Annotated in this window: 18 protein-coding genes; 9 read left to right on the top strand and 9 right to left on the bottom strand. The window is 70.0% G+C overall.

The annotated features are described in order from the left end of the window. Nucleotides 1-41 precede the first annotated feature (41 nt). The 6 genes from QZ753_RS07340 (at nucleotide 42) to QZ753_RS07315 (ending at nucleotide 5923) form a co-directional block, all read left to right on the top strand. Nucleotides 42-266, top strand: a complete 225-nt coding sequence (locus QZ753_RS07340; protein WP_055892043.1) for a DUF3072 domain-containing protein — start codon at nucleotides 42-44, stop codon at nucleotides 264-266. A 248-nt stretch (nucleotides 267-514) separates the two neighbouring features. Continuing rightward, nucleotides 515-1174 (top strand): methyltransferase, encoded by a 660-nt coding sequence (locus QZ753_RS07335; RefSeq protein ID WP_294642363.1) that lies wholly within the window; start codon nucleotides 515-517, stop codon nucleotides 1172-1174. Nucleotides 1175-1230: 56 nt separating this feature from the next. Next, nucleotides 1231-2058 (top strand): TIM barrel protein, encoded by an 828-nt coding sequence (locus QZ753_RS07330; RefSeq protein ID WP_294642362.1) that lies wholly within the window; start codon nucleotides 1231-1233, stop codon nucleotides 2056-2058. 28 nt (nucleotides 2059-2086) lie between these two features. After that, on the top strand, nucleotides 2087-3145 hold the full coding sequence (locus QZ753_RS07325; RefSeq protein ID WP_294642361.1) for an ABC transporter ATP-binding protein: 1059 nt from the start codon (nucleotides 2087-2089) through the stop codon (nucleotides 3143-3145). An 83-nt stretch (nucleotides 3146-3228) separates the two neighbouring features. Continuing rightward, complete coding sequence (locus QZ753_RS07320; protein WP_294642358.1) at nucleotides 3229-4221, top strand: ABC transporter substrate-binding protein; 993 nt, start codon at nucleotides 3229-3231, stop codon at nucleotides 4219-4221. Continuing rightward, nucleotides 4214-5923 carry an iron ABC transporter permease gene (locus tag QZ753_RS07315; protein ID WP_294642357.1) on the top strand — a complete coding sequence of 570 codons (1710 nt, stop codon included), beginning with the start codon at nucleotides 4214-4216 and terminating at the stop codon, nucleotides 5921-5923. The genes QZ753_RS07320 and QZ753_RS07315 overlap by 8 nt, the downstream gene beginning before the upstream one ends. Before the next feature lie 31 nt (nucleotides 5924-5954). On the opposite strand, the gene QZ753_RS07310 is transcribed toward QZ753_RS07315, so the two are convergent. Beyond that, nucleotides 5955-8288: an FdhF/YdeP family oxidoreductase gene (locus QZ753_RS07310; RefSeq protein WP_294642355.1), complete on the bottom strand. Its 2334-nt coding sequence runs from the start codon at nucleotides 8286-8288 to the stop codon at nucleotides 5955-5957. Nucleotides 8289-8374: 86 nt separating this feature from the next. Beyond that, entirely contained in the window at nucleotides 8375-8941 is a 567-nt protein-coding gene (locus QZ753_RS07305; protein ID WP_294642352.1) for a L,D-transpeptidase family protein, read from the bottom strand. Between the two features lie 74 nt (nucleotides 8942-9015). Between QZ753_RS07305 and QZ753_RS07300 the strand changes: the two genes are divergently transcribed. Both QZ753_RS07300 and QZ753_RS07295 read left to right on the top strand, forming a co-directional pair. Next, nucleotides 9016-9699 carry a response regulator transcription factor gene (locus QZ753_RS07300; protein ID WP_055892020.1) on the top strand — a complete coding sequence of 228 codons (684 nt, stop codon included), beginning with the start codon at nucleotides 9016-9018 and terminating at the stop codon, nucleotides 9697-9699. A gap of 106 nt (nucleotides 9700-9805) precedes the next feature. Then, nucleotides 9806-10375: a cyclic nucleotide-binding domain-containing protein gene (locus QZ753_RS07295; protein WP_294642351.1), complete on the top strand. Its 570-nt coding sequence runs from the start codon at nucleotides 9806-9808 to the stop codon at nucleotides 10373-10375. A 31-nt stretch (nucleotides 10376-10406) separates the two neighbouring features. Here QZ753_RS07295 and QZ753_RS07290 read toward each other — a convergent pair whose 3' ends face one another. The 7 genes from QZ753_RS07290 to QZ753_RS07260 form a co-directional block, all read right to left on the bottom strand. Continuing rightward, nucleotides 10407-12020, bottom strand: a complete 1614-nt coding sequence (locus QZ753_RS07290) for an FGGY-family carbohydrate kinase (RefSeq protein WP_294642349.1) — start codon at nucleotides 12018-12020, stop codon at nucleotides 10407-10409. Between the two features lie 16 nt (nucleotides 12021-12036). Next, nucleotides 12037-12765: an SDR family oxidoreductase gene (locus tag QZ753_RS07285; RefSeq protein ID WP_294642347.1), complete on the bottom strand. Its 729-nt coding sequence runs from the start codon at nucleotides 12763-12765 to the stop codon at nucleotides 12037-12039. Nucleotides 12766-12836: 71 nt separating this feature from the next. Beyond that, the gene (locus QZ753_RS07280; RefSeq protein ID WP_294642345.1) at nucleotides 12837-14090 is read right to left on the bottom strand and encodes a sugar ABC transporter permease; all 1254 of its coding nucleotides are present in this window, start codon (nucleotides 14088-14090) and stop codon (nucleotides 12837-12839) included. After that, nucleotides 14087-14911, bottom strand: coding sequence for an ATP-binding cassette domain-containing protein (locus QZ753_RS07275; protein ID WP_294642344.1), 825 nt, complete (start codon nucleotides 14909-14911; stop codon nucleotides 14087-14089). The genes QZ753_RS07280 and QZ753_RS07275 overlap by 4 nt, the downstream gene beginning before the upstream one ends. A 74-nt stretch (nucleotides 14912-14985) precedes the next feature. Beyond that, nucleotides 14986-16035, bottom strand: a complete 1050-nt coding sequence (locus QZ753_RS07270; RefSeq protein WP_294642342.1) for a sugar ABC transporter substrate-binding protein — start codon at nucleotides 16033-16035, stop codon at nucleotides 14986-14988. 121 nt (nucleotides 16036-16156) lie between these two features. Further along, a complete protein-coding gene (locus QZ753_RS07265; RefSeq protein ID WP_294642340.1) occupies nucleotides 16157-17041 on the bottom strand; it encodes an AraC family transcriptional regulator in 885 nt (294 codons plus the stop codon). Between the two features lie 249 nt (nucleotides 17042-17290). Beyond that, nucleotides 17291-19474 (bottom strand): TonB-dependent siderophore receptor, encoded by a 2184-nt coding sequence (locus QZ753_RS07260; protein WP_294642338.1) that lies wholly within the window; start codon nucleotides 19472-19474, stop codon nucleotides 17291-17293. 558 nt (nucleotides 19475-20032) lie between these two features. Here QZ753_RS07260 and QZ753_RS07255 point away from each other — a divergent pair. Then, on the top strand, nucleotides 20033-21420 hold a 1388-nt coding region (locus QZ753_RS07255; protein WP_294642335.1), incomplete at its 3' end, for a methyl-accepting chemotaxis protein.

Genomic DNA, 21420 nt, shown 5'->3' with positions numbered 1-21420 from the left:
GGCCGGAACGTTTCGCGAACAGTAGACACGCGGAGCGTTTGATGACCGAAGCCAATCCCAAGGCGGACGCCGCCAATTCCAACACGGTGAAGGACCCGGACGACTGGACCACCGGCGACGAGCCGATGACGGGCGCGCAGGGATCTTATCTCAAGACCCTGTGCGAGGAGACGGACCATCCGTTCGACGACACGCTGACCAAGGGCGACGCGTCGAAGCTGATCGACGAGCTGCAGGCCAAGAGCAAGCGCCTGAAGGACGCCTGATCCGGAAAGCCCTCAAGACTTCCGAAGGCCGCGCCTTGCTGAGAGGCGCGGCCTTTTTCATTGCATGATGACGTGGAGATCTGCCTTTAGCTCAGAAAGCCGAAGAACCAGAGGATGAGGATGAGCGGGATCGGAATGCCGATCAGCCAGAGAAGGCCACCTTTGAGCATGACGCGTGTTCCTGTGCTGCTATCGTCATTGCAACCCTTGGTTATGCCAATCGCTTCCACCGATTGTGCGCTCGCGTAATGGACGATCGGTCCCGCCGCCGCGCCTTCATCCGCGCCAACACCGCTCCGCTCCGGCCGCCGCATGTTCCGGAGATCGTCCTCCATCTTGCCGACGAGGCGCACGATCTCTGGCTGAAGACCGAAGAGGAGCTGGAGGCGATCGGCCTGCCACCGCCGTTCTGGGCCTTTGCCTGGGCCGGCGGACAGGGGCTGGCGCGCTACGTGCTCGACCATCCCGCCTGCGTCGCCAGGCACCGCGTCTTGGATCTCGCCTCCGGCTCCGGCCTCGTCGCGATCGCGGCGGCACAGGCGGGCGCGGCCCGCGTGCTGGCGCTCGACATCGACCCGTTCGCGCGAGAAGCCGCCGAGCTCAATGCGGCGCTCAACGGCGTCACGCTCGCGATCGCAAGCGAGGACCGGATCGGCCGGCCGGTCGAGGCGGACGTGCTTCTCGCCGGCGACGTCTTCTACGACCAGGGGTTCGCCGCGCGGCTCGCGCCGTGGTTCGACGCGCTGGCCGCCGGGGGCGTCGAGGTTCTGGTCGGCGATCCCGGCCGCGCCTACCTGCCGGCGGCGCGCGTCGAGCGGCTGGCCGTCTACGAGGTGCCGGTGACGCGCGCGCTGGAGGATGCCGAGGTCAAGCGAACCACGGTCTGGCGCTGGAAGACGAGAGCCTGACGCTCGACGCAGCGCACCTTCCCCCGTAAAGCTCGATGCGTTCCTGGGGAGGATCCATGAGTTCGACATCGACCACGCCGTTCCAGCTGGCCGTCTGCGCCGAGACCGTGTTCGCCGCGCTGCCGGTGGCCGAGCGCCTCGCGCGCCTCTCCGCCGCCGGCTTCCTGGTCGAGATCTGGGACTGGACGAAGCACGACATCAAGGCGCTCGCCGCCTCGGGCGCGCGCTTCTCGTCGATGACGGGCTATGTCACCGGCCGGCTCGCCGACCGCGAGGGCGCCGACGAGCTCCTGCGCACCGCCGCGCAGTCGATCCCGGTCGCCAAGGAGATCGGCTGCCCGCGGCTCAACCTTCACGGCACCGGCCTCGACGGCAAGGGGCAGGCCGTGGTGCCGGCCGAGACGGTGACCGGCCCGATGTGGATGGAGGCGGTCGACACGCTGCGCCGGATCGCCGACCTCGGCGAGCGCGAAGGCGTCACCTTCGTCCTCGAAAACCTCAACGAGGCGGTCGACCACCCGAAGGTGCCGTTCGCCAGGGCCGCGGACACGATCGCGCTGGTCGAGGCGGTGAACCGGCCGGGCCTGCGCCTCAATCTCGATCTCTACCATGCGCAGATCGGCGAGGGGAACCTGATCGAGCTCTGCCGCCGGGCGCTGCCGATGATCGGCGAGATCCAGGTGGCCGACGTGCCCGGCCGGCACGAGCCGGGCACGGGCGAGATCAACTATCCCGCAATCGCCCGCGCGCTGGATGCCATGGACTATCGCGGCGTGATCGGCCTCGAGGCGTGGCCGGAGGGCGACGACGAGCTGGCGCTCTGGCGCTTCCGCGCCGCCTTCAGCCTGGAGCCGCGTCATCCCACCGTCATGGAGCCTGCCTAAAGCGCCGGACTTTCGAAAGGAACGCGGCATGGTGGGATTTCGGCTGGACGGGCTGACCAAGAGCTTCGGCGGCGCGCGGGCGGTAGACGGCCTGCGGCTCGAGGTCGCGGACGGCGCGTTCCTCGCGCTTCTCGGTCCGTCCGGCTGCGGCAAGACCACGGTGCTGCGGCTTCTGGCGGGCCTTGAGCGGCCGGACGCCGGCACGATCACGATCGGCGATCGCATGGTGGCTGGGCCCGGCACTTTCGTCGAACCCGAAGAGCGCGGCCTCGGCATGGTGTTCCAGTCCTACGCGCTGTGGCCGCACATGAGCGTTGCCGGCAACGTGTCCTTCGCGCTCCACGGCAAGGGCCTTTCGGCCGCCGAGATCGCCGCGCGCACGGACGAGGCGCTGGCGCTGGTCGGCCTCCAGACGCGGGCCGCCGCCCGGCCGCACCAGCTGTCCGGCGGCCAGCGGCAGCGCGTCGCGCTCGCCCGCAGCCTCGCGCTGCGCCCGAAGCTCCTCCTCCTCGACGAGCCGCTCGCCAATCTCGACCCGGCGCTGCGCACCGGGCTCGCCACGGAGTTCCGCCGCCTGCACGCCGAAACGCGCACCACCTTCGTCTTCGTCACCCACGATCAGGCGGAAGCGCTGGCGCTCGCCACGACGATCGCGGTACTGGAGGGCGGGCGACTGCAGCAATGCGCCGCGCCCGAGGAACTGTGGCGCCGGCCGGCCTCGCCCGCGGTGGCACGCTTCGTGGGCGACGGACGCCTCCTGCCGGTCGACGTCCTCGGCCGCGCAGGCACCGGCGTGGAGGTGGCGCTCGGCCCGGTGCGCCTTTCGGTGCCGGGCGATGCGCCCGCCGGCCCCGGCTGGCTCTGCGTGCGCCGCCAAGGCCTCGCCCTGTCGGAGGCCGGATCGCCGGAGGATGCGCTGCCGGGCACGGTGCGGACCTCGCGGTTCGAGGGCGGCGCCTATTGTCACGATGTCGCGATCGGCGGCGACGGCGTCCCGGTCGAGGTGCACGGACCGGTCTCGCTGGCGCCCGGCACACCCGTCGGTCTCCGTGTGGCCGACGGGTGGGTCATCGCACGCCAGCCGTAAGCCGACCGGACGATTTCACGCCCCTGTCATGTTGGGGCGCTAGCGGGGGCCATCTCCCGACCATTTCTCGAAGGATCCAGCCCATGACGCGCCGCCTTTCCGCCAGTCTCGCCGCCCTCGCCGGCATCCTCCTGTCGGGCTCCGCGCTCGCCGCCGACGCGTCCGGCGCGATCACGCTCTACACCTCGCAGCCGAACGACCAGATGACCGCCGTGGTCGAGGCGTTCCGCAAGGACAATCCCGGCGTCACCGTCGAGATCTTCCGCGCCGGCACCACCGAACTGATGGCCAAGCTCCAGGCCGAGTTCGCGGCCGGCGGCTCGCCCGCCGACGTCGTCCTGATCGCCGACACGGTGGCGATGACGCAGCTCAAGGAGGCCGACCGCCTCCTGCCCTACGCCGAGGCGCCGGTCGAGGGCATCCCGGCCAATCTCGTCGATCCCGACCATACCTATTTCGGCACCAAGCTTCTCACCACCGGCATCGTCTACAACACCGACAAGGTGAAGACCGCGCCGACCTCGTGGAACGACCTGAAGGCCGAGGACGCGGCGAGCCAGCTGATCATGCCGAGCCCGCTCTATTCCGGCGCGGCGGTGGTCCATGTCGGCACGATGACGCAGGCGCCGGCCTTCGGCTGGGACTACTACGAGGCGCTCGCCGATGGGGGCGCGGTGGCCGGACAGGGCAACGGCACGGTGCTCGAAGCCGTCGCGCGCGGCGAGAAGAGTTACGGCATGATCGTCGACTACATGGCGATGAACGCCAAGGCCAAGGGCTCGCCGGTCGCCTTCGTCTTCCCGTCGGAGGGCGTCTCGACCATCACCCAGCCGGTCGCGATCCTGAAGGGGACCGACAATCCGGACGCCGCCAAGGCCTTCGTCGACTGGCAGCTCGGCCGCGCCGCGCAGGAGCAGTCGGTGGCGCAGGGCTACTTCCCGGTGATCGAGGGCATGGCGCCGCCCGCCGGCTATCCCGATCCGAAGACGCTGCGCGTGCTGGCGACCGATTCCGCCAAGCTGGTCGAGGACGAGGCCGACCTCAAGGCGCGCTTCTCCGACCTCTTCGGTGGCTGACGCGAGCGCGAGCCTCGAGGCCCCCGCACCGGCGCGCAGGCCCCTTGCCCGCGCGGCGCTGCGGCCGGAGACGGTGCTTGCCGCCGCGCTCCTCCTCGTCGTCGCGCTGATCGGCACGTGGCCGCTCCTGCGCCTCCTGTCGCTCGGCTTTCTGCCGGGCGACGACGGCGCGGCCTTCGGCAACCTCGTTGAGGCCTGGGCCTCGCGGGCGATCCACCGCGCCTTCTGGAACACGCTCGCCGCTTCGCTCGGTGCGACGGCGATCGCGGTGACGCTTGGCGCGGGCCTTGCGCTCCTTCTCGCGTGCATACCCGCCCGCCGCCGGGCCCTTCCGACCTTCCTCCTTCTGTCACCGCTCCTCGTCCCCTCGCAGATCATGGCGCTGGCCTGGATCGAACTCACCGGCCTCGTGCTGCCGCAGGCGGGCCGCATCCTCTACTCCGGCCCCGGCGTCGCGCTGCTGCTGGGCATCGAGGCGATGCCGCTCGTGTTCCTGGCCGTGCGGGCGGGGCTGGCGCTGGTGCCGGGCGATCTCGTCGATGCCGCGCGCATCGCCGGCGTGCCGCGCGGACGCATCCTTCGTCGCATCGTCCTGCCGCTGCTCGTGCCCGCGATCGCCGGCAGCGCGGCGCTGGCGTTTGCGGCCTGCGTCGGCAATTTCGGCATCCCGGCGCTGCTCGGCATTCCCGGCCGCTTCCCCATGCTCACCACCCTCGCCTACCAGCGGCTCAACGGTTTCGGCACCTCGGTCCTGCCGCAGGTGGCGGTGATCGCGCTGGTGCTGGTCGCGCTGTCCCTCGGGGCGCTGGCGCTGCGCAGCCTCGCCTTGCGCGCGCTCGCCGTGCCGGTCGAGCGCGTCGGCGGCCAAGCCGCCGCTATTTCGGGGACCGGTCCGCACGGCCTGGCGCCGGCGCTGGTCTGGTCGGGCGTCGCGGTGGTCGCCGTCCTGCCGATGCTGGCGCTGGTGGCCGGCGCGCTGACGCCCGCGCTCGGCGTCGCCCTGACGCCGGAGACCGCGACGCTCGCGCAGTTCCGCTCGGTGCTGGCGAGCGAGGCGATCCGGCGCGCCCTCTTCAACTCGCTGGCACTGTCGCTCGGCATGGCGGCGGTCGCCGGCGCCCTTGCCGTGCCCCTCGCCTATCTCGCGACGGTGCGGCGAAATCCCGTCGCGCGCGCGGCGGCGATCGTGGCGGACGCGCCCTTCGTGGTGCCGGGCACCGTCCTCGCGCTCGCCTTCATACTGGTGTTCCTGCCGCCGCTGCCCGGCATCGGCGTCTCGCTCTACGCAACGCCCTGGATCCTGGCGCTCGCCTATCTCGCGCGGTTCCTGCCGCTGGTGACGGCGCCGGTCGCAGCCTCCTTCGCGAGCCTCGACCCCGCCCTCGACGACGCTGCGCGCGTCTCGGGCGTCGGCCTCCGGAGGCGCATGGCGTTCCTTGCCCTGCCGCTCGCGGGCCGGGCGGCGGCGGCCGGCATGCTGCTGGCCGCGCTCACCGCCTTCAACGAACTGACCGTCTCGGCGCTCCTGTGGTCCGCGGGAACGCAGACCGTCGGCGTCATGGTCTTCTCACTGCAATACGAGGGCAATTCGGGCGAGGCGGCGGCGCTCTCCGTCCTCGCGACGCTCCTCGTCGCGGCCCTCGCCGTCCTCGCCGACCGGCTCGGGCGCGGCGCGCCGGGCGCCCTGCCCTGGCGCGACTGACCCCAGCGGGACAGCCGCGCCGCCGGCTCGGCTATTCGGCCGCGACCGCCGCGACGCGCGCCTTGGTCACGCGGATCGGCACGGATTTTGCCGCCGGCACATGGCTGTCCTTGGCGTGGTGCCACAGCGGGATCAGGCGGTTGAGCTCGGGATAGTAGCCGCCGACATCGCCCTTCGGCAGCTTGAAGGCGTGCACCCGCAGGCCCTCGACGCGGCGCTCCACGCCGTCGTCGGCATGGGTTTCGACATCCACGAAGTCCTGGTCCTTCAGCCCGAGGCGCGCCATGTCGTCGGCGTTCATCAGGAGGATCATCCGCGAGCCCGAGATGCCGCGCAGGCGGTCGTCGTAGCCGTAGACCGTTGTGTTGAACTGGTCGTTGGAGCGCAGCGTCATCAGCGTGAAGACGTCCGGCCCGCGCGTGTCGATGTCGGGATTGGTGTCGAACCCGTCCTCGGGCACGTGGAAGTTGGCCTTGCCGTTCTCGGTCTTCCATTCGCGCCGGCAGGCGGGCAGGTCGCGGTGGAAGCCGCCCGGCTGCAGGAAGCGCTTGTTGAAGTCCTTGAAATATTGCGGATAGGCGCGCTCGATCTCGTCGCGCACCAGCGCGTAGTTGCCGACCCACGCGTCCCACGGGATGCTGGACTTGCCCGGCACGGTCGCTTTCGCCATCTCCGCGACGATCTTCGGCTCGGACAGGAGTTCGGGGGAGGCCGGCGGGCGCCAGCCCTTCGAGCCGTGGATGCAGGCGGTCGAATCCTCGACCGAGACGGTCTGGTCGCCGGTCGCCTGCCGGTCGCGCTCGATGCGGCCGAGGCAGGGCAGGATGTAGGTGACCGCGCCCGGCAGGAGGTGGTTGCGGTTGAGCTTGGTCGAGATCTGGACGTGGAGGCGCAGGTTCCGCCATGCCTTCTCGATCGCCTCGGTCTCGGGCACCGCGCGCGAGAAGTTGCCGCCGAGCCCGATGAAGGCCTTCACCGAGCCGTCGATGATGCCCTGGCACGCTTCCACCGTCGCCATGCCCTTCTCGCGCGGCGGCTCGAAGTCGTAGAACTCCTTGAACTTGTCGAGCGGAGCGAGCTCGGGCTTCTCGGTGATGCCGACCGTGCGCTGGCCCTGCACGTTGGAATGGCCGCGGATCGGCGAGATGCCGGCGCCCCGCTTGCCGATATTGCCGCGCATGAGAAGGAGGTTCACCACCATGCGCACGTTGGCGACGCCGTGGCGATGCTGGGTGAGGCCCATGCCGTAGTGCGCCATGACGGCGTTGGAGCGGGCGTAGGTGCGGCCGACCTCCTCGAGCTCGGCCCGGGCGAGGCCGGAGCAGCGCTCGATCTCCTCCCAGGTCGAATCGCGCACGAAGCGCTCGAACTCCTCGAAGCCGTGGCCATGCTCCTCGATGAAGGCGACGTCGAGGACGCGGGGGGCGCCCTTCTCCTTCGCCTCGTCGTCGAGCTGGAGGACGGTCTTGGCGATGCCGGTGATGGCGGCGATGTCGCCGCCGCACTTCAGCTGGAAATACTCGCTCGACATCTTGGTGCCAGCGCCGGGCGAGAGCATCTCGACGGGCGACTGCGGGTTCTTGAAGCGCATCTGCCCGCGCTCCTCCACCGGATTGAAGGTGAAGACGGGCACGCCGCGCTTTCGCGCCTCCTGCAGCGGATGGAGAAGGCGCGGCGCGTTGGTGCCGGTGTTGTGGCCGAAGAAGAGCATCATGTCGGAATGCTCGAAGTCTTCGTAGACGATGGTGCCGACGGGCTGGCCGATCGACAGCGGCAGGCCGACCGAGGTCGATTCGTGACACATGTTGGACGAGTCGGGCAGGTTCTGCGATCCGTAGACCCGCGCAAAGAGCTGGTACATGTAGCTCGTCTCGAGCGAAGCGCGGCCCGAGGCGTAGAAGATCACCGACTTCGGGTCGAGCGCCTGCAGTTCGCGGCCGATCTCGGCGAAGGCGCTCTCCCACGACACCGGCACATACTGGTCGAGCGAGGCGTCGTAGCGCATCGGCGTCGTCAGGCGGCCGTTCTTCTCGAGGTCGTAGTCCGGCCAGTCGAGGAGTTCGGACACCTTGTGGCGGGCGAAGAAGTCGCGATTGGTGCGCCGCTTGGTCTGTTCCCAGATCGTCGCCTTGGCGCCGTTCTCGCAGAACTCGAACGTGTTGGCGTCGGCGGGTTTCGCCCAGGAGCACGAGACGCAGGCGAAGCCGTCCGGCTTGTTCTGCTTGTAGAGCGTGTTCCAGATGGTCGAGATCGCCAGCCCCTCGGCGAGGCTCTTCTTGGCGAGCGACTTGACCGAGCCCCAGCCGCCCGTCGGCTCGTCATAGGGTTCGACCGTGGGCTCGGACTGGATCTCGCTACGTTTCATGACGGCAGGCCTCGGTCGGAACGAAAAGGATGGACCAGAACCTTGGACGCGCGAGGGGGCCTGCCGGTTCCCCCGCGGCGCGGATCCTATCGTCGCACCGCCATCCGCGCGCCGGGCCGCAGGAACGGGGCGAGCCGCCCCATGTCCCGGCGCGTGACCGCGACGCACCCCTCGGTCGGGCGGAAGCCCGGCCGCGCGATGTGGAAGAAGATCGCGCTGCCGCGCCCGCGTGCGCGCGAGCGGAGGTTCCAGTCGAGCACCACGACGACATCGTAGAGCGCGTCCTCGCGCTGCAGCGTCTCGGCGCTCGCCGCCAGCGGCAGGCGCACCGGGCGGTTGTAGGCGGCGTGGCGAGGCTCGTCGCACCAGCCATCCTCGACCCGCGCGCGGCGGAGCGGAAGGCCGGGCAGCTGGAGGGGGTCCCCACGCCGCCCGCTCCGCACGAAGGCCGCGACGACCGTCATCTCGGCGAGCGGCGTCGCCCCGTCGCCCTCGCGCTTGAAGGCGGTGATGCCGGAGCGGCCGAGGGCGCAGGGCATACGCAGCGGGCCCGCCGCAAGCACGCCCCGCCGCGGGTCGAGCGGCGAGGCGCGGACGGTCAAAAGCGGGCCCGAACGGGGTTTCCTTGGCCGAGGGGGTGGAAAAAGCCGCATGGCGCTCACAAATTATTACAAAGCCGGGCGCGAATCAGTCGCCCGACCGGATCTTGAGAAACGAAGGACCCTGGATGAGCGTACGTAGCATTCTCATTGTCGATGACGACGACGATCTTCGCACGACACTGGTGGATCAGCTCGCCCTCCACGAGGAGTTCCAGGTGCTCCAGGAGGCGAACGCCACCAAGGGCATCCAGACCGCGCGCGCCAACCTGATCGACCTCGTGATCATGGACGTCGGCCTGCCGGACATGGACGGCCGCGAGGCGGTGAAGACGCTGCGCAAGGGCGGCTTCAAGGCGCCCGTCATCATCCTGACGGCGCAGGACGGCGATGCCGACACGATCCTCGGCCTCGAATCGGGCGCCAACGACTATGTCGCCAAGCCCTTCCGCTTCGCGGTGCTGCTCGCGCGCATCCGCGCCCAGCTGCGCCAGCACGAGCAGTCCGAGGACGCGACCTTCCAGGTCGGCCCCTACGTCTTCAAGCCGAGCCAGAAGGTCCTCCTCGACGAGAAGGGCGGCAAGATCCGCCTGACCGAGAAGGAAACCGCGATCATCCGCTACCTCTACCGGGCCGACCGGCGCGTCGTGACGCGCGACGTGCTCCTGGAGGAGGTGTGGGGCTACAATTCGGGCGTCACCACCCACACGCTCGAAACCCACGTCTATCGCCTGCGCCAGAAGATCGAGCCCGAGCCCTCGAACGCCCGGCTGATCGTGACGGAGTCGGGCGGCTACAAGCTGATGCCCTGATCCGAACCGCCGGTTGTGTGGCCGGCTGGAAACGCCGCGGGGCGAAGGGGCCGCGCGGCGGCGGCTTCGTCCCGCTTTGGGCTTCACGCGGCGGCGATTTCCTGCGATGTCCGAAGCGGGCGCCCCGCGCCCGGCAGGGGGCGTGAAGGGTGTTTCGGTCGGCATGAGCCTGGAAAGCGACATGGAGCTTCTCGGCGGCGTCTCCCTGTTCCAGGACCTGACGCGCGACCAGCTGCGGCTTCTGGCCTTCGGCGCCGAGCATCGGCACCTGCGCTCGGGCGAGATCCTGTTCCGGGCCGAAGCGCGCGCCGACGCGGGCTTCATCGTGGCCTCGGGCACGGTCAACCTCGTGGAAGGCGAAGGCGACGCGCGGCGCGTCGTCGAGACGGCTGGTCCGGGATCGCTCCTCGGCGAGATGGCCCTCATGGCCGACACGCGCCGGCCGGTGACGGCGGTCACCGCCACCGACTGCGACTTCATCCGCATCTCGCGCCCGCTGTTTCGCCGGATGCTGCAGGAATATCCCGAGATCGCCGCGACGCTGCACGCCCGCATCACTGGCGAGCTTCGGGCGATGACCGCGCGCATCCTCGCCCTGTCCGACGTCTTCGACTACGACGACGAGACGGACGCGCCGGACGCCCCGCCGGCCGGCGACGGCGAACCGCGCGCCTGACGCGGCGGCGACCCGGCGTGGCTGCGTCGGCCTAGACCGTTCCCATCACCTCGCGCACCCGCCGCTCGGCGGCCTGCAGGGTGCGGTAGGCCCGGAACTTCGTGTCGTGGAAGGCTGCGATCGCACCGCCGGTGGGCTCGATCGTCTCGCCGGCCCGGCACATCAGCGTCGCCGCCTCGGCCAGATTCGGCGCCGCGCCGCTTGCGACGACGCCGAGCATCGCGCTGCCGAGGAGCACCGGCTCGGCGGTCTCCGGCAGCACCACCGTCGTGCCCGTCGCGTCCGCCAGGATGCGCCGCAGAAGGGGCGAGCGCGAGGCGCCGCCCGAGACCACGATCCGCTCCAGCGGCACGCCCTTCGCCCGCATCGCCTCGACGATGTCGCGCGTGCCGTAGCAGAGGCCACAGAGCGCGGCGACGAAGAGGCGCACGATCGCGTCCTCGTCGGCGGCGAGCGTCAGGCCGCTGACCGTGCCGGTCGCGTGCGGATCGGCGTGCGGCGAGCGGTTGCCGAGATGGTTGGGCACGACGTGGAGGGTGGCCCCCAGCCGAGCCGCCGCTTCCACCGAGCCGGCGAGCGCGACGGCGCGCGCCTCGAGATGGTCGAGGACGCCCCGCCCCTCGCGCTCGGCGGCCTCGCGCGCGGCGGCAAAGCCCGGATGCGAGCCGACGAGGTGGTCGAGCGCCGCGCCATAGCCGGACTGGCCGCCTTCCAGAAGCCACGCGCCCGGCAGCATCGCGCCGAAATAGGGGCCCCAGACGCCTTCCACGAAGGTCGCCTCGCGCGTCACCGCCATGGCGCAGGCCGACGTTCCCATGATCAGCGCGAGGTCGCGTCCGACGCCCGACACCGTACCGACGCCGCCGGCATGGGCGTCGATCAAGGCGGCGCCAACCGGCGTGCCCGGCGTTAGCCCGAGGTCGGCGGCGGCCTCGGCCGTCAGGCCGGCGCCCACCGGCTCGCCGATGTCGAGAACCTCCTGACCGATACGCCGAAAGCCCTCGTCGGCGAACTCGCCGAGGCCGATCGTGCGGAAGTAGTCCTCGTCCCAGCGCCGCTCGTGCGCGAGATAGGTCCACTTGCAGGTGATGGTGCAGACCGAACGCGCGGCAGAACCCGTCGCGCGCCATGTGAGGTAGTCGGCGAGGTCGAAGAAGTGCTCTGCCCCGTGGAAGGTGTCCGGCTTGTTCTCCTTCAGCCAGAGGAGCTTCGGCGTCTCCATCTCGGGCGAGATGCGCCCGCCGACATAGGCGAGCACCGCGTGGCCGGTGGCGTTGATCCGCTCGGTCTGCACGAGCGCCCGGTGGTCCATCCAGACGACGATGTCGCGCTCTGGATCGTTCGAGGGACCGACGGCGAGCGGCCCGCCGCCGGGGCCGACCGCCACCAGCGAGCAGGTGGCGTCGAAGCCGATGCCGCGCACGCGCGCCGGATCGCCGCCGGCCGCCCCCAGCGCCTCGCGCACGCTCTCGCAGATCGCGCGCCAGATGTCGGCGGAGGACTGCTCCACGATCTCGCCGGGCTCGCGCCACATCCGGATCGGGCGCTTGGCGGTGGCGACGAGGCGACCGGCCTCGTCGAACAGCCCGGCACGCGCGCTGCCGGTTCCGACATCGATGCCGAGGAAGAGATCGTTGGCGCTCATGGGAGGGGCCTTCGCGCTAGAGGTCGACGCCGTGGGGCAGGATCACGAGGTCGCGGATCACGACCCCTTGCGGCCGTGTGACCATGAAGAGCACGGCCTCCGCAACCTCTCTGGCCTCCATCAGGCTCTTCGAGGCGCGCGCCTCTTCCAGCTTGGCGGCTGGCCAGTCGTCGATCAGCGGCGTGATCACCGGGCCCGGCGCGACGGCGCCGACGCGGATGCCGTGCTTGATGACCTGACGGCGCAGCGTGTGGACGAAGGCCTGGATGGCGAATTTCGAGGCCGTGTAGACCGGCTCCCAGACCACGGGCACGAGGCCGGCGACCGAGCTTGTGACGATCACGTCGCCCGAGCCGCGCTCCGCCATGTGCGGCAGGACGGCGTGGATCGAGCGGAAGGCGGCGTTGATGTTGAGGTTCAGCATCCGGTCCCAGCGGTCCGGGTCGCCCTCGATCACCTCGCCGCCGACATAGGCACCGGCATTGGCGTGGAAGATGTCGAGGCGGCCGGCCTTTTCCAGGATCTGCGGCATCATCGTGTCGACGCTGGCGCCGTCGGTGAGGTCGATGCGAACGGCGTGGGCGCCGGCCCCGAGCCCCGCGCAGGCGGCTTCCAGACGGTCGGCCGCGTGGTCGACGAGGACGACCTCGGCGCCGGCCGCGAGAAATGTGCGGGCGCATTCGAGGCCGATGCCGGACGCCCCGCCCGTGACGGCGGCGACCTTGCCGGAAAGATCGAAGTTCATGGAAGAGGTTCCCGAATGGACGACGTTTTGGGGACAAGAGGCCCCGCCGCAGGGCGGCGGGGCGGGACGCATCAGCCGCGGCCGTGCGAGGCGCGCGAGCGGCTGGCGAGCGAATCGACACTCACCGCCAGCGCGAGCACGCCGCCGAGGATCATGTAGCGAAGGCTCGACGAGAGGTTGAGGAGCGTCAGCCCGTTCGAGATCGCCTGGATCACGATGATGCCGAGCAGCGCCGAGTAAGCCGAGCCGCGCCCGCCGAAGAGCGAGGTGCCGCCGATGACGGCCGCCGCGATGGCGTTGAGGTTGACGTCGCCGGTGCCCGCCTGCTGCGAGGCCGAGCCGAGGCGCGCGGCCGACAGGAGGCCGCCGAGCGCCGCCAGCGTCGAGCAGAGGACGAAGGCGCTCATGTAGATGCGGCGCACGTTGATGCCGGCGCGCCGGGCGGCTTCGCGGTTGCCGCCGACCGCCATCATCGAGCGGCCCCACTTGGTGCGGGTGATGGCGTAGTCCATCGCCGCGACCATGGCGACGAACATGCCGAACATCCACGGCACGCCGCGCCCCTGCGCCAGATACAGCACCACCGCGACGAGGCCGACGGTCAGCACCAGCGCCTTGGCGACGATGACGCTGAGCGCCGTGCCGGTGAGGCCCGCTGCCTGCCGCCGCGCCCGCGCCTTCAGCCCGCCCCAGAGCACCACCGCGCCCGGCACGAGGGCGAGCACGACCGACAGCCAGTTGGGCATGTAGGCGTTCTGGCCGAAGCGCACGAAGGCGAGGTTGAAGGGCAGGTTGATCGAGCCCGACGTGCCCAGGAGATAGAGCTGGAGCCCGAGCAGCGCGAGGAGACCCGCCAGCGTCGCCACGAAGGACGGCATGCCGACGCGGTTGTAGAGCGTGGCGTAGAGCGCCCCGACGAAGGCGCCGAAGCCGAGCGCCACCGCGACCGCGCCGACGAGCGGCCAGCCGTTGTTGATCCACAGGACGCCGAGCATCGCCGAGGCGAGGCCCGACATCGAGCCGACCGACAGGTCGATCTCGCCGAGTAGCAGCACGCAGACGATGCCGAGCGAGATGATGCCCGTCGTCGCGCAGTCGTAGAGGAGGTTCGACACGTTGCCCGGCCGAAGGAAGACCGGGTTCAGCGTCGTGAACACGACGGCGATGAGGACGAGGCCGACCGCCACCGGGATCATGCCGAGATCGCCCGAGCGCACCCGGTCGCCGAAGGCGCGCAGCGCGCCGCCGAGACCCTCGTCCTGACGCACGCGCGCATCCGCGCGGTCGAGCGCCTGGCCGGTGACGGAATTAGGATTCAGGCTCATGGATGCCCCCCTTCGGCGGCGCCCGCCAGACGTTCGGCGCGGCGCGACACGGCGTTCTCGGACGCGCCGGTGATGGCCGAGATCAGGTCGTGATGGGAATCGGCCGGCGTGAAGACGCCGTTGTTGCGACCGAGGCGCAGCACCACGATGCGGTCTGCCACCGCGCGCACGTCGTCCATGTTGTGCGAGATCACGATGACGCCGAGCCCGCGGTCGCGCACGCGCTCGATGAGGTTGAGGACCTCGGCGGTCTGGGCGACGCCGAGCGCCGCCGTCGGCTCGTCGAGCATGATGAGCTTGGGCTCGAGCAGCAGTGAGCGGGCGATCGCGACAGTCTGGCGCTGGCCGCCCGAAAGGGAAGCGACCGGCTCGCGCACGGACGGGATGCGCGCCGAGAGCTCGTTCAGAAGCGTCCAGGCCCGGACCTCCATCGCGACCTCGTCGAGCTTCCAAGGGTTATCCTCGCGCCCGAGATAGATGTTGGCGACGACGTCGAGGTTTTCGCATAGGGCAAGGTCCTGGAACACCGTCGCGATGCCGAGATCGAGCGCCGTCGACGGGCTCGACAGGGCGACCTCCTTGCCGTCGAAGCGGATCGTGCCCGACGAGGGCTGGTGGACGCCCGCCAGGACTTTGACCAGCGTCGACTTGCCGGCGCCGTTGTCGCCGACGAGCGCCACGACCTCGCCGGGATAGACGTCGAGCTCGATGTCGGTCAGCGCGGACACGGCGCCGAAGTTCTTGGATACGTTGCGCAGCGAGATGACCGGCTCGCCTCGACCCGAACGGGGAGACGTCGAGCGGTCGGCATGATCGGCCATGAGCCGGGCCTCCCTTGGAATGAAACGGGAAACCGGCCGCCTGAGGAGGGGCGACCGGCGGTCTCGCGCGAGGCTTACTGGATGCCCAGCTCCTTGCAGCCGGCCGCGTAGTCACCGGTGCAGACGGCGGAGGCCGGCGTGATGTTCTTGTCGAAGATCTCGGCCTTGATGTTCTCGCGGGTGATGACGAGCGGCACGAAGAGCTCGGACGGCGTGTTGTAGAGCGTCGTCTTGGCCTCCGGCTTCTCGCCGGAGATGAACTTGAAGGCGATGTTGGCGGCGGCCGCGGCCACGATCTCGGAGGGCTTGGAGATCGTGTTGTACTGGTCGCCCGCGATGATCAGCTGGAGCGCCGCGGTGGTGGCGTCGTTGCCCGTCACCGGCGGGACAGGCTCGACGCCGGCCGCCTTGAAGGCCGCGATGGCGCCGCCGCCGGTGCCGTCGTTAGCCGCGACCACGCCCTTGATGTCGGCGCCGTAGCGGGTGATCTGGCCGCTCGTCCACTGCTGGGCCTCGGGCGGCGCCCATTCCGGCGTGTCGAACTCGGCGAGCGTCTTGTAGGGCGAGGCGTCCAGCGCGGCGTCGATGCCGTCGCGGATGAGGCCGGCTGCCGCGTCCGTCGGCGAGCCGTTGATCTGCAGGACGCCCGAGCCGTCCGGCACGCCCTTGGCCTTCAGGTGGTCGACGAGCGACTGGGCGATCGCCTGGCCGATCGCCTTGTTGTCGAACGAGACGTAATAGTCGGCGGGCGTCGCCGGGATCGGGCGGTCGTAGGCGATGACCTTGACGTCCTGGGACTGCGCCTGCTGCACCAGCGAGGCGGCGGCGCTGGAATCGACAGGGTCGAGCACCACGACGGTGGCCCCTTGCGCGATCACCGAGTTGAACTGCTGCTGCTGGAGCGCGGCGTCGCCGTTGGCGTTCTGGTAGACCACGGTGCAATCCGGGCAGAGCTTCGCCATCTCGTTCTTGAAGCCGGGGAAGTCGCGCTCCTCGTAGCGCGTCGAGCCTTGGTCGGGCATCAGGAAGGCGACGGTGGCATCGGCCGCGCGGGCCGAAGCGGTGCCGGCCAGGAGGCCGAGGGCGAGGACGGCAAGGCCGCCGTGGCGCATCAAAACAGTCATGATCGTCTCCCTTGGGTTTTGATGGTCTTCGAGTTCGGCGTTCGGGGCACGCGCGAAGGGCCCTGTGGCGGCAGGACCGGGGCCGGAGCCCCGCCCGCCGATCGGCTCGTCCCGCGCCCAGTCAGGCGGCGTAGGACAGGGTCTGGTTGCGCTGCGACAGGTTGCGGAAGCGCGTCGGCGTCATCCCCTTCTGCAGCAGGAACTGGCGATTGAAGTTCGACACGTTGTTGTAGCCGGCGGCGAAGCAGATATCGGTGATCGCGCGGTGCGGGTCGCTGGTCAGGAGCTGGCAGGCGAGGTTGATGCGCAGCCGGTTGACGTAGCTGACCAGCGTCATGCCGGTGTGCCGCCGGAAGGCGCGGCTGAAGGTCGAGGGGCTGCGCCCGGAGATCGCGGCAAGGTCGCGCTCCGAGAACTCCTCCGTCAGGTGCCGGTTGATGAAGGCGAGCGCCTCGTTGATGCCCCCGCTCATGAAGCCCGACGGGTCCGGCAGGTAGTCGGCGCTGGTGAGCGGGCGCACGTCCTCGGCCGCCGTCAGGACGTCCATCAGCGCCATGAAGAGCGAGAGGCGGCGAAAGCCGCTCGCCTCGACCATGTCGGCAAGGATCGGCCCGGCGGCTGCGGCGGTATCGTTCGAGAACAGGACGCCGCGCCGGCTGGAGGCGAGAAGCGGGCCGGCGGCCGCGAACTCCGGCAGCGCGCGGGTCGTCTCCTCGACGAAACTCTCGGAGAACTGGACGATCCGGCAGCGCAGCGGGATCTCGGCATCCGGTGCGACGTCGCTCACCCAGTTGTGCGGGAGGTTCGGCCCGGTGAGGACGAGGTTGCCCGGCTCGAACTCGCCGATGAAATCGCCGACGAAGTAGTTGCCCCGCGTCTCGACGACGTGGTGGATCTCGTACTCGGGGTGGAAGTGCCAGCGGACTGTGTGGAAGGGATAGCCGTGCGTCCAGGCCTTGAACGCCTCTCCCTGCCGGATCTGGACGAGTTCCAGGTCTGGATGCATGCCGTCTCCTCCCGGCCGTATCTCCCGTTGCAGGCGCGTGTTCCCCGCACTCTGCAGCTTGGAGTTAAGACCTTCGACGGATGCTTAGCTACCTCCGGCTTTCCGCGACGACGATACTTTTTTGTCGATCATGACGGGTATGACGCCCGATCCTGTCGAAAACGCCTATCCGGCGGGCAGATCGCCCGCCGGTGCGGCATCGTGGCAGTCCCGCGGAGAGAGCCTGACTGCCCATGGTCGCGGGAGACGTCAGAACCGGTAGCGCACCGAGCCGATGACGTTGCGCTCGGGTTCCTTGTAGCAGAAGCCGGACGAGCAAATCTGCGCGTCTTCGCCGAAGAGGTTGGTGGCGTTCACCTGGATGCGAAGACCCTCGACCGCGGGCACGTCGTAATGCGCGGTCGCGTCGATGAAGACGCGCGCGTCGTTGCGGAACGTGTTCTCGTCGTCGCCGAAGCTCGACGACAGGTAGCGCAGCCCCGCGCCGAACCCGAGCCCTTCGGCCGCGCCTGACTGCACGGTGTAGTCCGCCCAGAGCGAGACCGTGTGGCGCGGCGTCGAGGACAGGGTGTTGCCGGTGGTGGCCGCCGTGCCTTCGACGATCTTGAGGTCGGTATAGGCGTAGGCGAGCGTGGCGTTGAGACCCGCCATGAGCGAGGCCGTCGCCTCCAGTTCCACCCCGCGCGAGCGCAGCTCGCCGCGCTGCACCTGTTCGTTGGTGCCGGTGAGCGGGTTCACGTCGAAGAAGACGCCGTTCTCCTGCGTGATGTCGAAGACGGCGGCCGTCAGGAGCGTGTTCCAGCCGGGGATCTGGTACTTCACGCCGGCTTCCCACTGCTCGGCCGTGGTCGGCACGAAGGCCTCGCCCGCCGTGTTCGTGCCGATGTTGGGCGCGAATGCGGTGGCGTAGCTGACATAGGGAGCGACGCCGCTGTCGAAGAGATAGGACAGGCCGACGCGGCCGGAGAACTCCGTATCCCGCTGCTCCGGCTGGGCGGCGAGGGCGTCCGGCGTGCCCGACGCGGTGTCCGTCCAGACCCAGTCGTGCCGCCCGCCGAGCGTCAGGGTGAAGCGGTCGTAGGCGATCTCGTCTTGCAGGTAGAGGCCGACCTGCGACTGGTCCTGCGAGGCCGCGACCGAGTAGGCGGGCGTCGCGATCGCCATGTCGTAGCGCGGGGCGGCGAAGAGGAGCGAGGGCGCCGCGCCGTAGCCTTCGAGGTTGGTGTACTCGGCATAGGACGCGTCGACGCCGCCGAGCAGCGTATGGCCGAGCGGCCCCGTGTCGAACCGCGCCTCCAGCTGCGTGTCGGACACGACGCCCTTCAGCGTCTGGTCGACATTGCCGGCGCCGCGGTTGACGACCCCGTTCTGCGGGCCGCCGATCGCGTAGGCGTACTCGCCGTAGACGTCGAGGCTCTGGACGCGCGCCTTCTGGCGGAAGGTGACGGCCTCGCCGAGGCGCTGCTCCAGCTCGAAGCCGAGGCGGCCCTGATTCTGGTCGAGGTCGTTGAAGGACGGATCGCCCGCCGCGACGTCGGTCACGCGCGTCCCGTCGTTGACATAGGCGAAGGTACCGCCGGAGCGCGAGCGCTGGAGTTCGCCGAGGATCGTCAGCGAGGTGTCGGCGTCGGGCGTCCAGGTGAAGGCCGGCGCCACCATCAGCCGGTCGTCGGAGGCGAAGGGATAGTCGGAGTCCGCGTCGCGCGCGACGCCGGTGACGCGGTAGAAGGCCGTCTCGGACGATCCGAGCGGCCCCGACGCGTCCATGTTGAGCTGGACGCGGCTGTTCGAGCCGACCTGCGCTTCCACCTCGCGCGCGGCCGCCCGCGTCGGGCGCTTGGAGCGCAGGTCGACGATGCCGCCGGCATTCGACGAGCCGTAGAGACCGGCCGCCGGACCCTTCAGGATCGACAGGCCCTCGAGCCCGTAAGGCTCGATGTCGAAGGTCGAAAAGCCGATGTTGAACTCGCGCAACCCGTCGCGGAAGATGCCGGTATAGGTCGCGGGCAGGCCGCGGATGAAGAAGGCGTCGAACCGTGGGTCGAGCCCGTAGGCGCCGATCCGCACGCCCGGCGTGTAGCCGACGGCGTCGCTGAGCGTCTGCGGATTGCGGTCGTCGAGCTGTTCCTCCGTCACCACCGACACCGATTGCGGCACCCGCACCAGCGGCGTGTCGGTCTTGGTGGCCGAGCGCGTCGCCTGCGTGACGTATCCGTCCGTCCGGAACCCGTCCGCCGAAGCCCCCGCGACCCCGCCGCCGGCCGCGCTCAGCGATCCGTCCGACGCCGTGCCTTCGGTCCCCGTCTGGATCGTCACCGTGTCGAGGACGATCTCCTGTGCGAGCGCCGGGCCACCGGACAGGGCGAGAAGCCCGGTGGTCGCCTGGAGAAGCGGCCGGATCGAGCGGGAACGGGCGGGATACGAACGGACCATGGACACACGCGCTACGGTTGGGCCGGCGCCCCTCGCGCCCGCCGACTCTCCTGCGCTACGAAAACATGACTTGCAGAGTCAACATATTGGATCGAGGGTTCCACGAGGGCTGCGAACCCGCTGTCCCGGGTTTGCGGGGTCCGCAGCCGGACGGGCGGATATCACGCGGTCCGCTTTCGCACCGGGGTGATGCGGCCGGGTCACGCGTTTTCGACCGGTTCCAGACAACGTGCGCGATCTGGCGCGGACCGACCGATTTCAGCGGCCGGCAGTCTTGTCCCGCCCTATCGCCGCGTTATCTCGCGCCGCCGCGATCCAATCGATGTATTCCCGCAGCAGAACGACCCCACCGTCTGCCGTCCGACGATATTCATGACGCCAGGTTGCGTCATCTCCACCTCGGGATATGCCCTGTTGCTTTCATCGTTCGAAACGATTTGGGCCAAACACCGAAAAGCCCACGCGTTTTACCATTTTTTACAGGAGCCCTGCCAGTTTCCCACCCATCATGAAACCGCAGGACCGTCGAGCCTGCATCGAACATTTGGGTGCATCGAGATGACACTCTTCAAGAACACGACAGCGACCGCCAAGATCGTCGTCGCATCGGCCCTCGCCATCGCGGTGGTCGGCGCGATGGTTGCCAACCAGACGATGAGCGGCATCAGCATCCGCGAGGCGTCGCGGTCCGCCGACAACGAGCGGGTGATTCTCGACGGCATCATCGCCGCCAAGTCGGCGATGACCGCCATGGCCATCGCGCGTGCGCGGGTCGCGGAAGTTCGCGCGCCCGGCGATCTCGCGCCGATCGTCTCGGACACGAAGTCGGTGAGCGATGCGGCGAGGGCCGCGCTTCAGGAGCCGATCCGCCTCGCCAAGCTCCCCGACGTCCTTGTCGAGATCGACCGCAACCTCGGGCGTCTCACGGACGATCTGGCGGCGAGCGCGGCGGCGCGCGGGGCCGCACTGTCTGCCGGCGGCGTGGACGCGCCGGCGGCGGCCGGCGCCGCGGGCGATCTGGCGGCGCAGACGCAGGGCGCCATCGACGAAGCGCTCGCCAACGCCCGCCGCTTCACCGCGAATGCCAAGGCGGAGCTGGAGCGCACGGTGGAAAGCGCCGGCCGGATCGGGCTCGCGATGGGCCTGACGGCGATCGCCATCATGCTCCTCTCCGCGCTCTTCCTCTACACGAGCCTCGCCCGCCCGCTTCGCCGGATGACCGGCGTCGTCGCCCGGCTGGCGGACGGCGACACCTCGGTCGACATTCCCTTCGCCGACCGCAAGGAGGAGATCGGCAACCTCGCAAGCGCCATGGGCGTCTTCCGGGACGGCCTCGTCGAGCGCCGACGGCTGGAGGCGGAAACCACCGCGGCCCGCGAGGCGCAGGCGGCCAGCCGCGACCGGCAGGCGGCGATCGACAACGCCAAGTCCGAGGATCTGCGCGTCTTCGTGCACGGGGTCGAGGCGGCGCTCGACCGGCTGGCGGCGGCGGACCTGACGGTGCGCATGAACGAGACGGTCGCCGCCGAGTTCGAACCGATTCGGCACCGGTTCAATCAGGCGGTCACCGCGCTGGACGGGGCCATCGGCAGCGTGGTCGGCACGGTCGGATCGATCCGCATCGGGCTCGGTCAGATCACGGCGGCGGCGGGCGATCTCTCCCACCGCACCGAGCAGCAGGCGGCCAGCCTCGAGGAGACCGTCGCGGCGCTCGGCCAGGTGACGCGCGGCGTCGACGGGACGGCGCAGCGCGCCGTCCAGGCCCAGGAGACCGCCGGCACGGCGTTGAAGAGCGCAGAGAAGGGCGGCGCGATCGTCTCGCGCGCCGTCGAGGCGATGGGCGAGATCGAGCAGTCCTCGGCCCGGATCGGCAACATCATCGGCGTGATCGACGAGATCGCGTTCCAGACCAATCTCCTCGCCCTCAACGCGGGCGTCGAGGCCGC

Source organism: uncultured Aureimonas sp., from assembly GCF_913775355.1.
In the GTDB taxonomy this organism is placed as follows: domain Bacteria; phylum Pseudomonadota; class Alphaproteobacteria; order Rhizobiales; family Rhizobiaceae; genus Aureimonas.
This window is presented reverse-complemented; position numbering and strand designations above follow the sequence as displayed.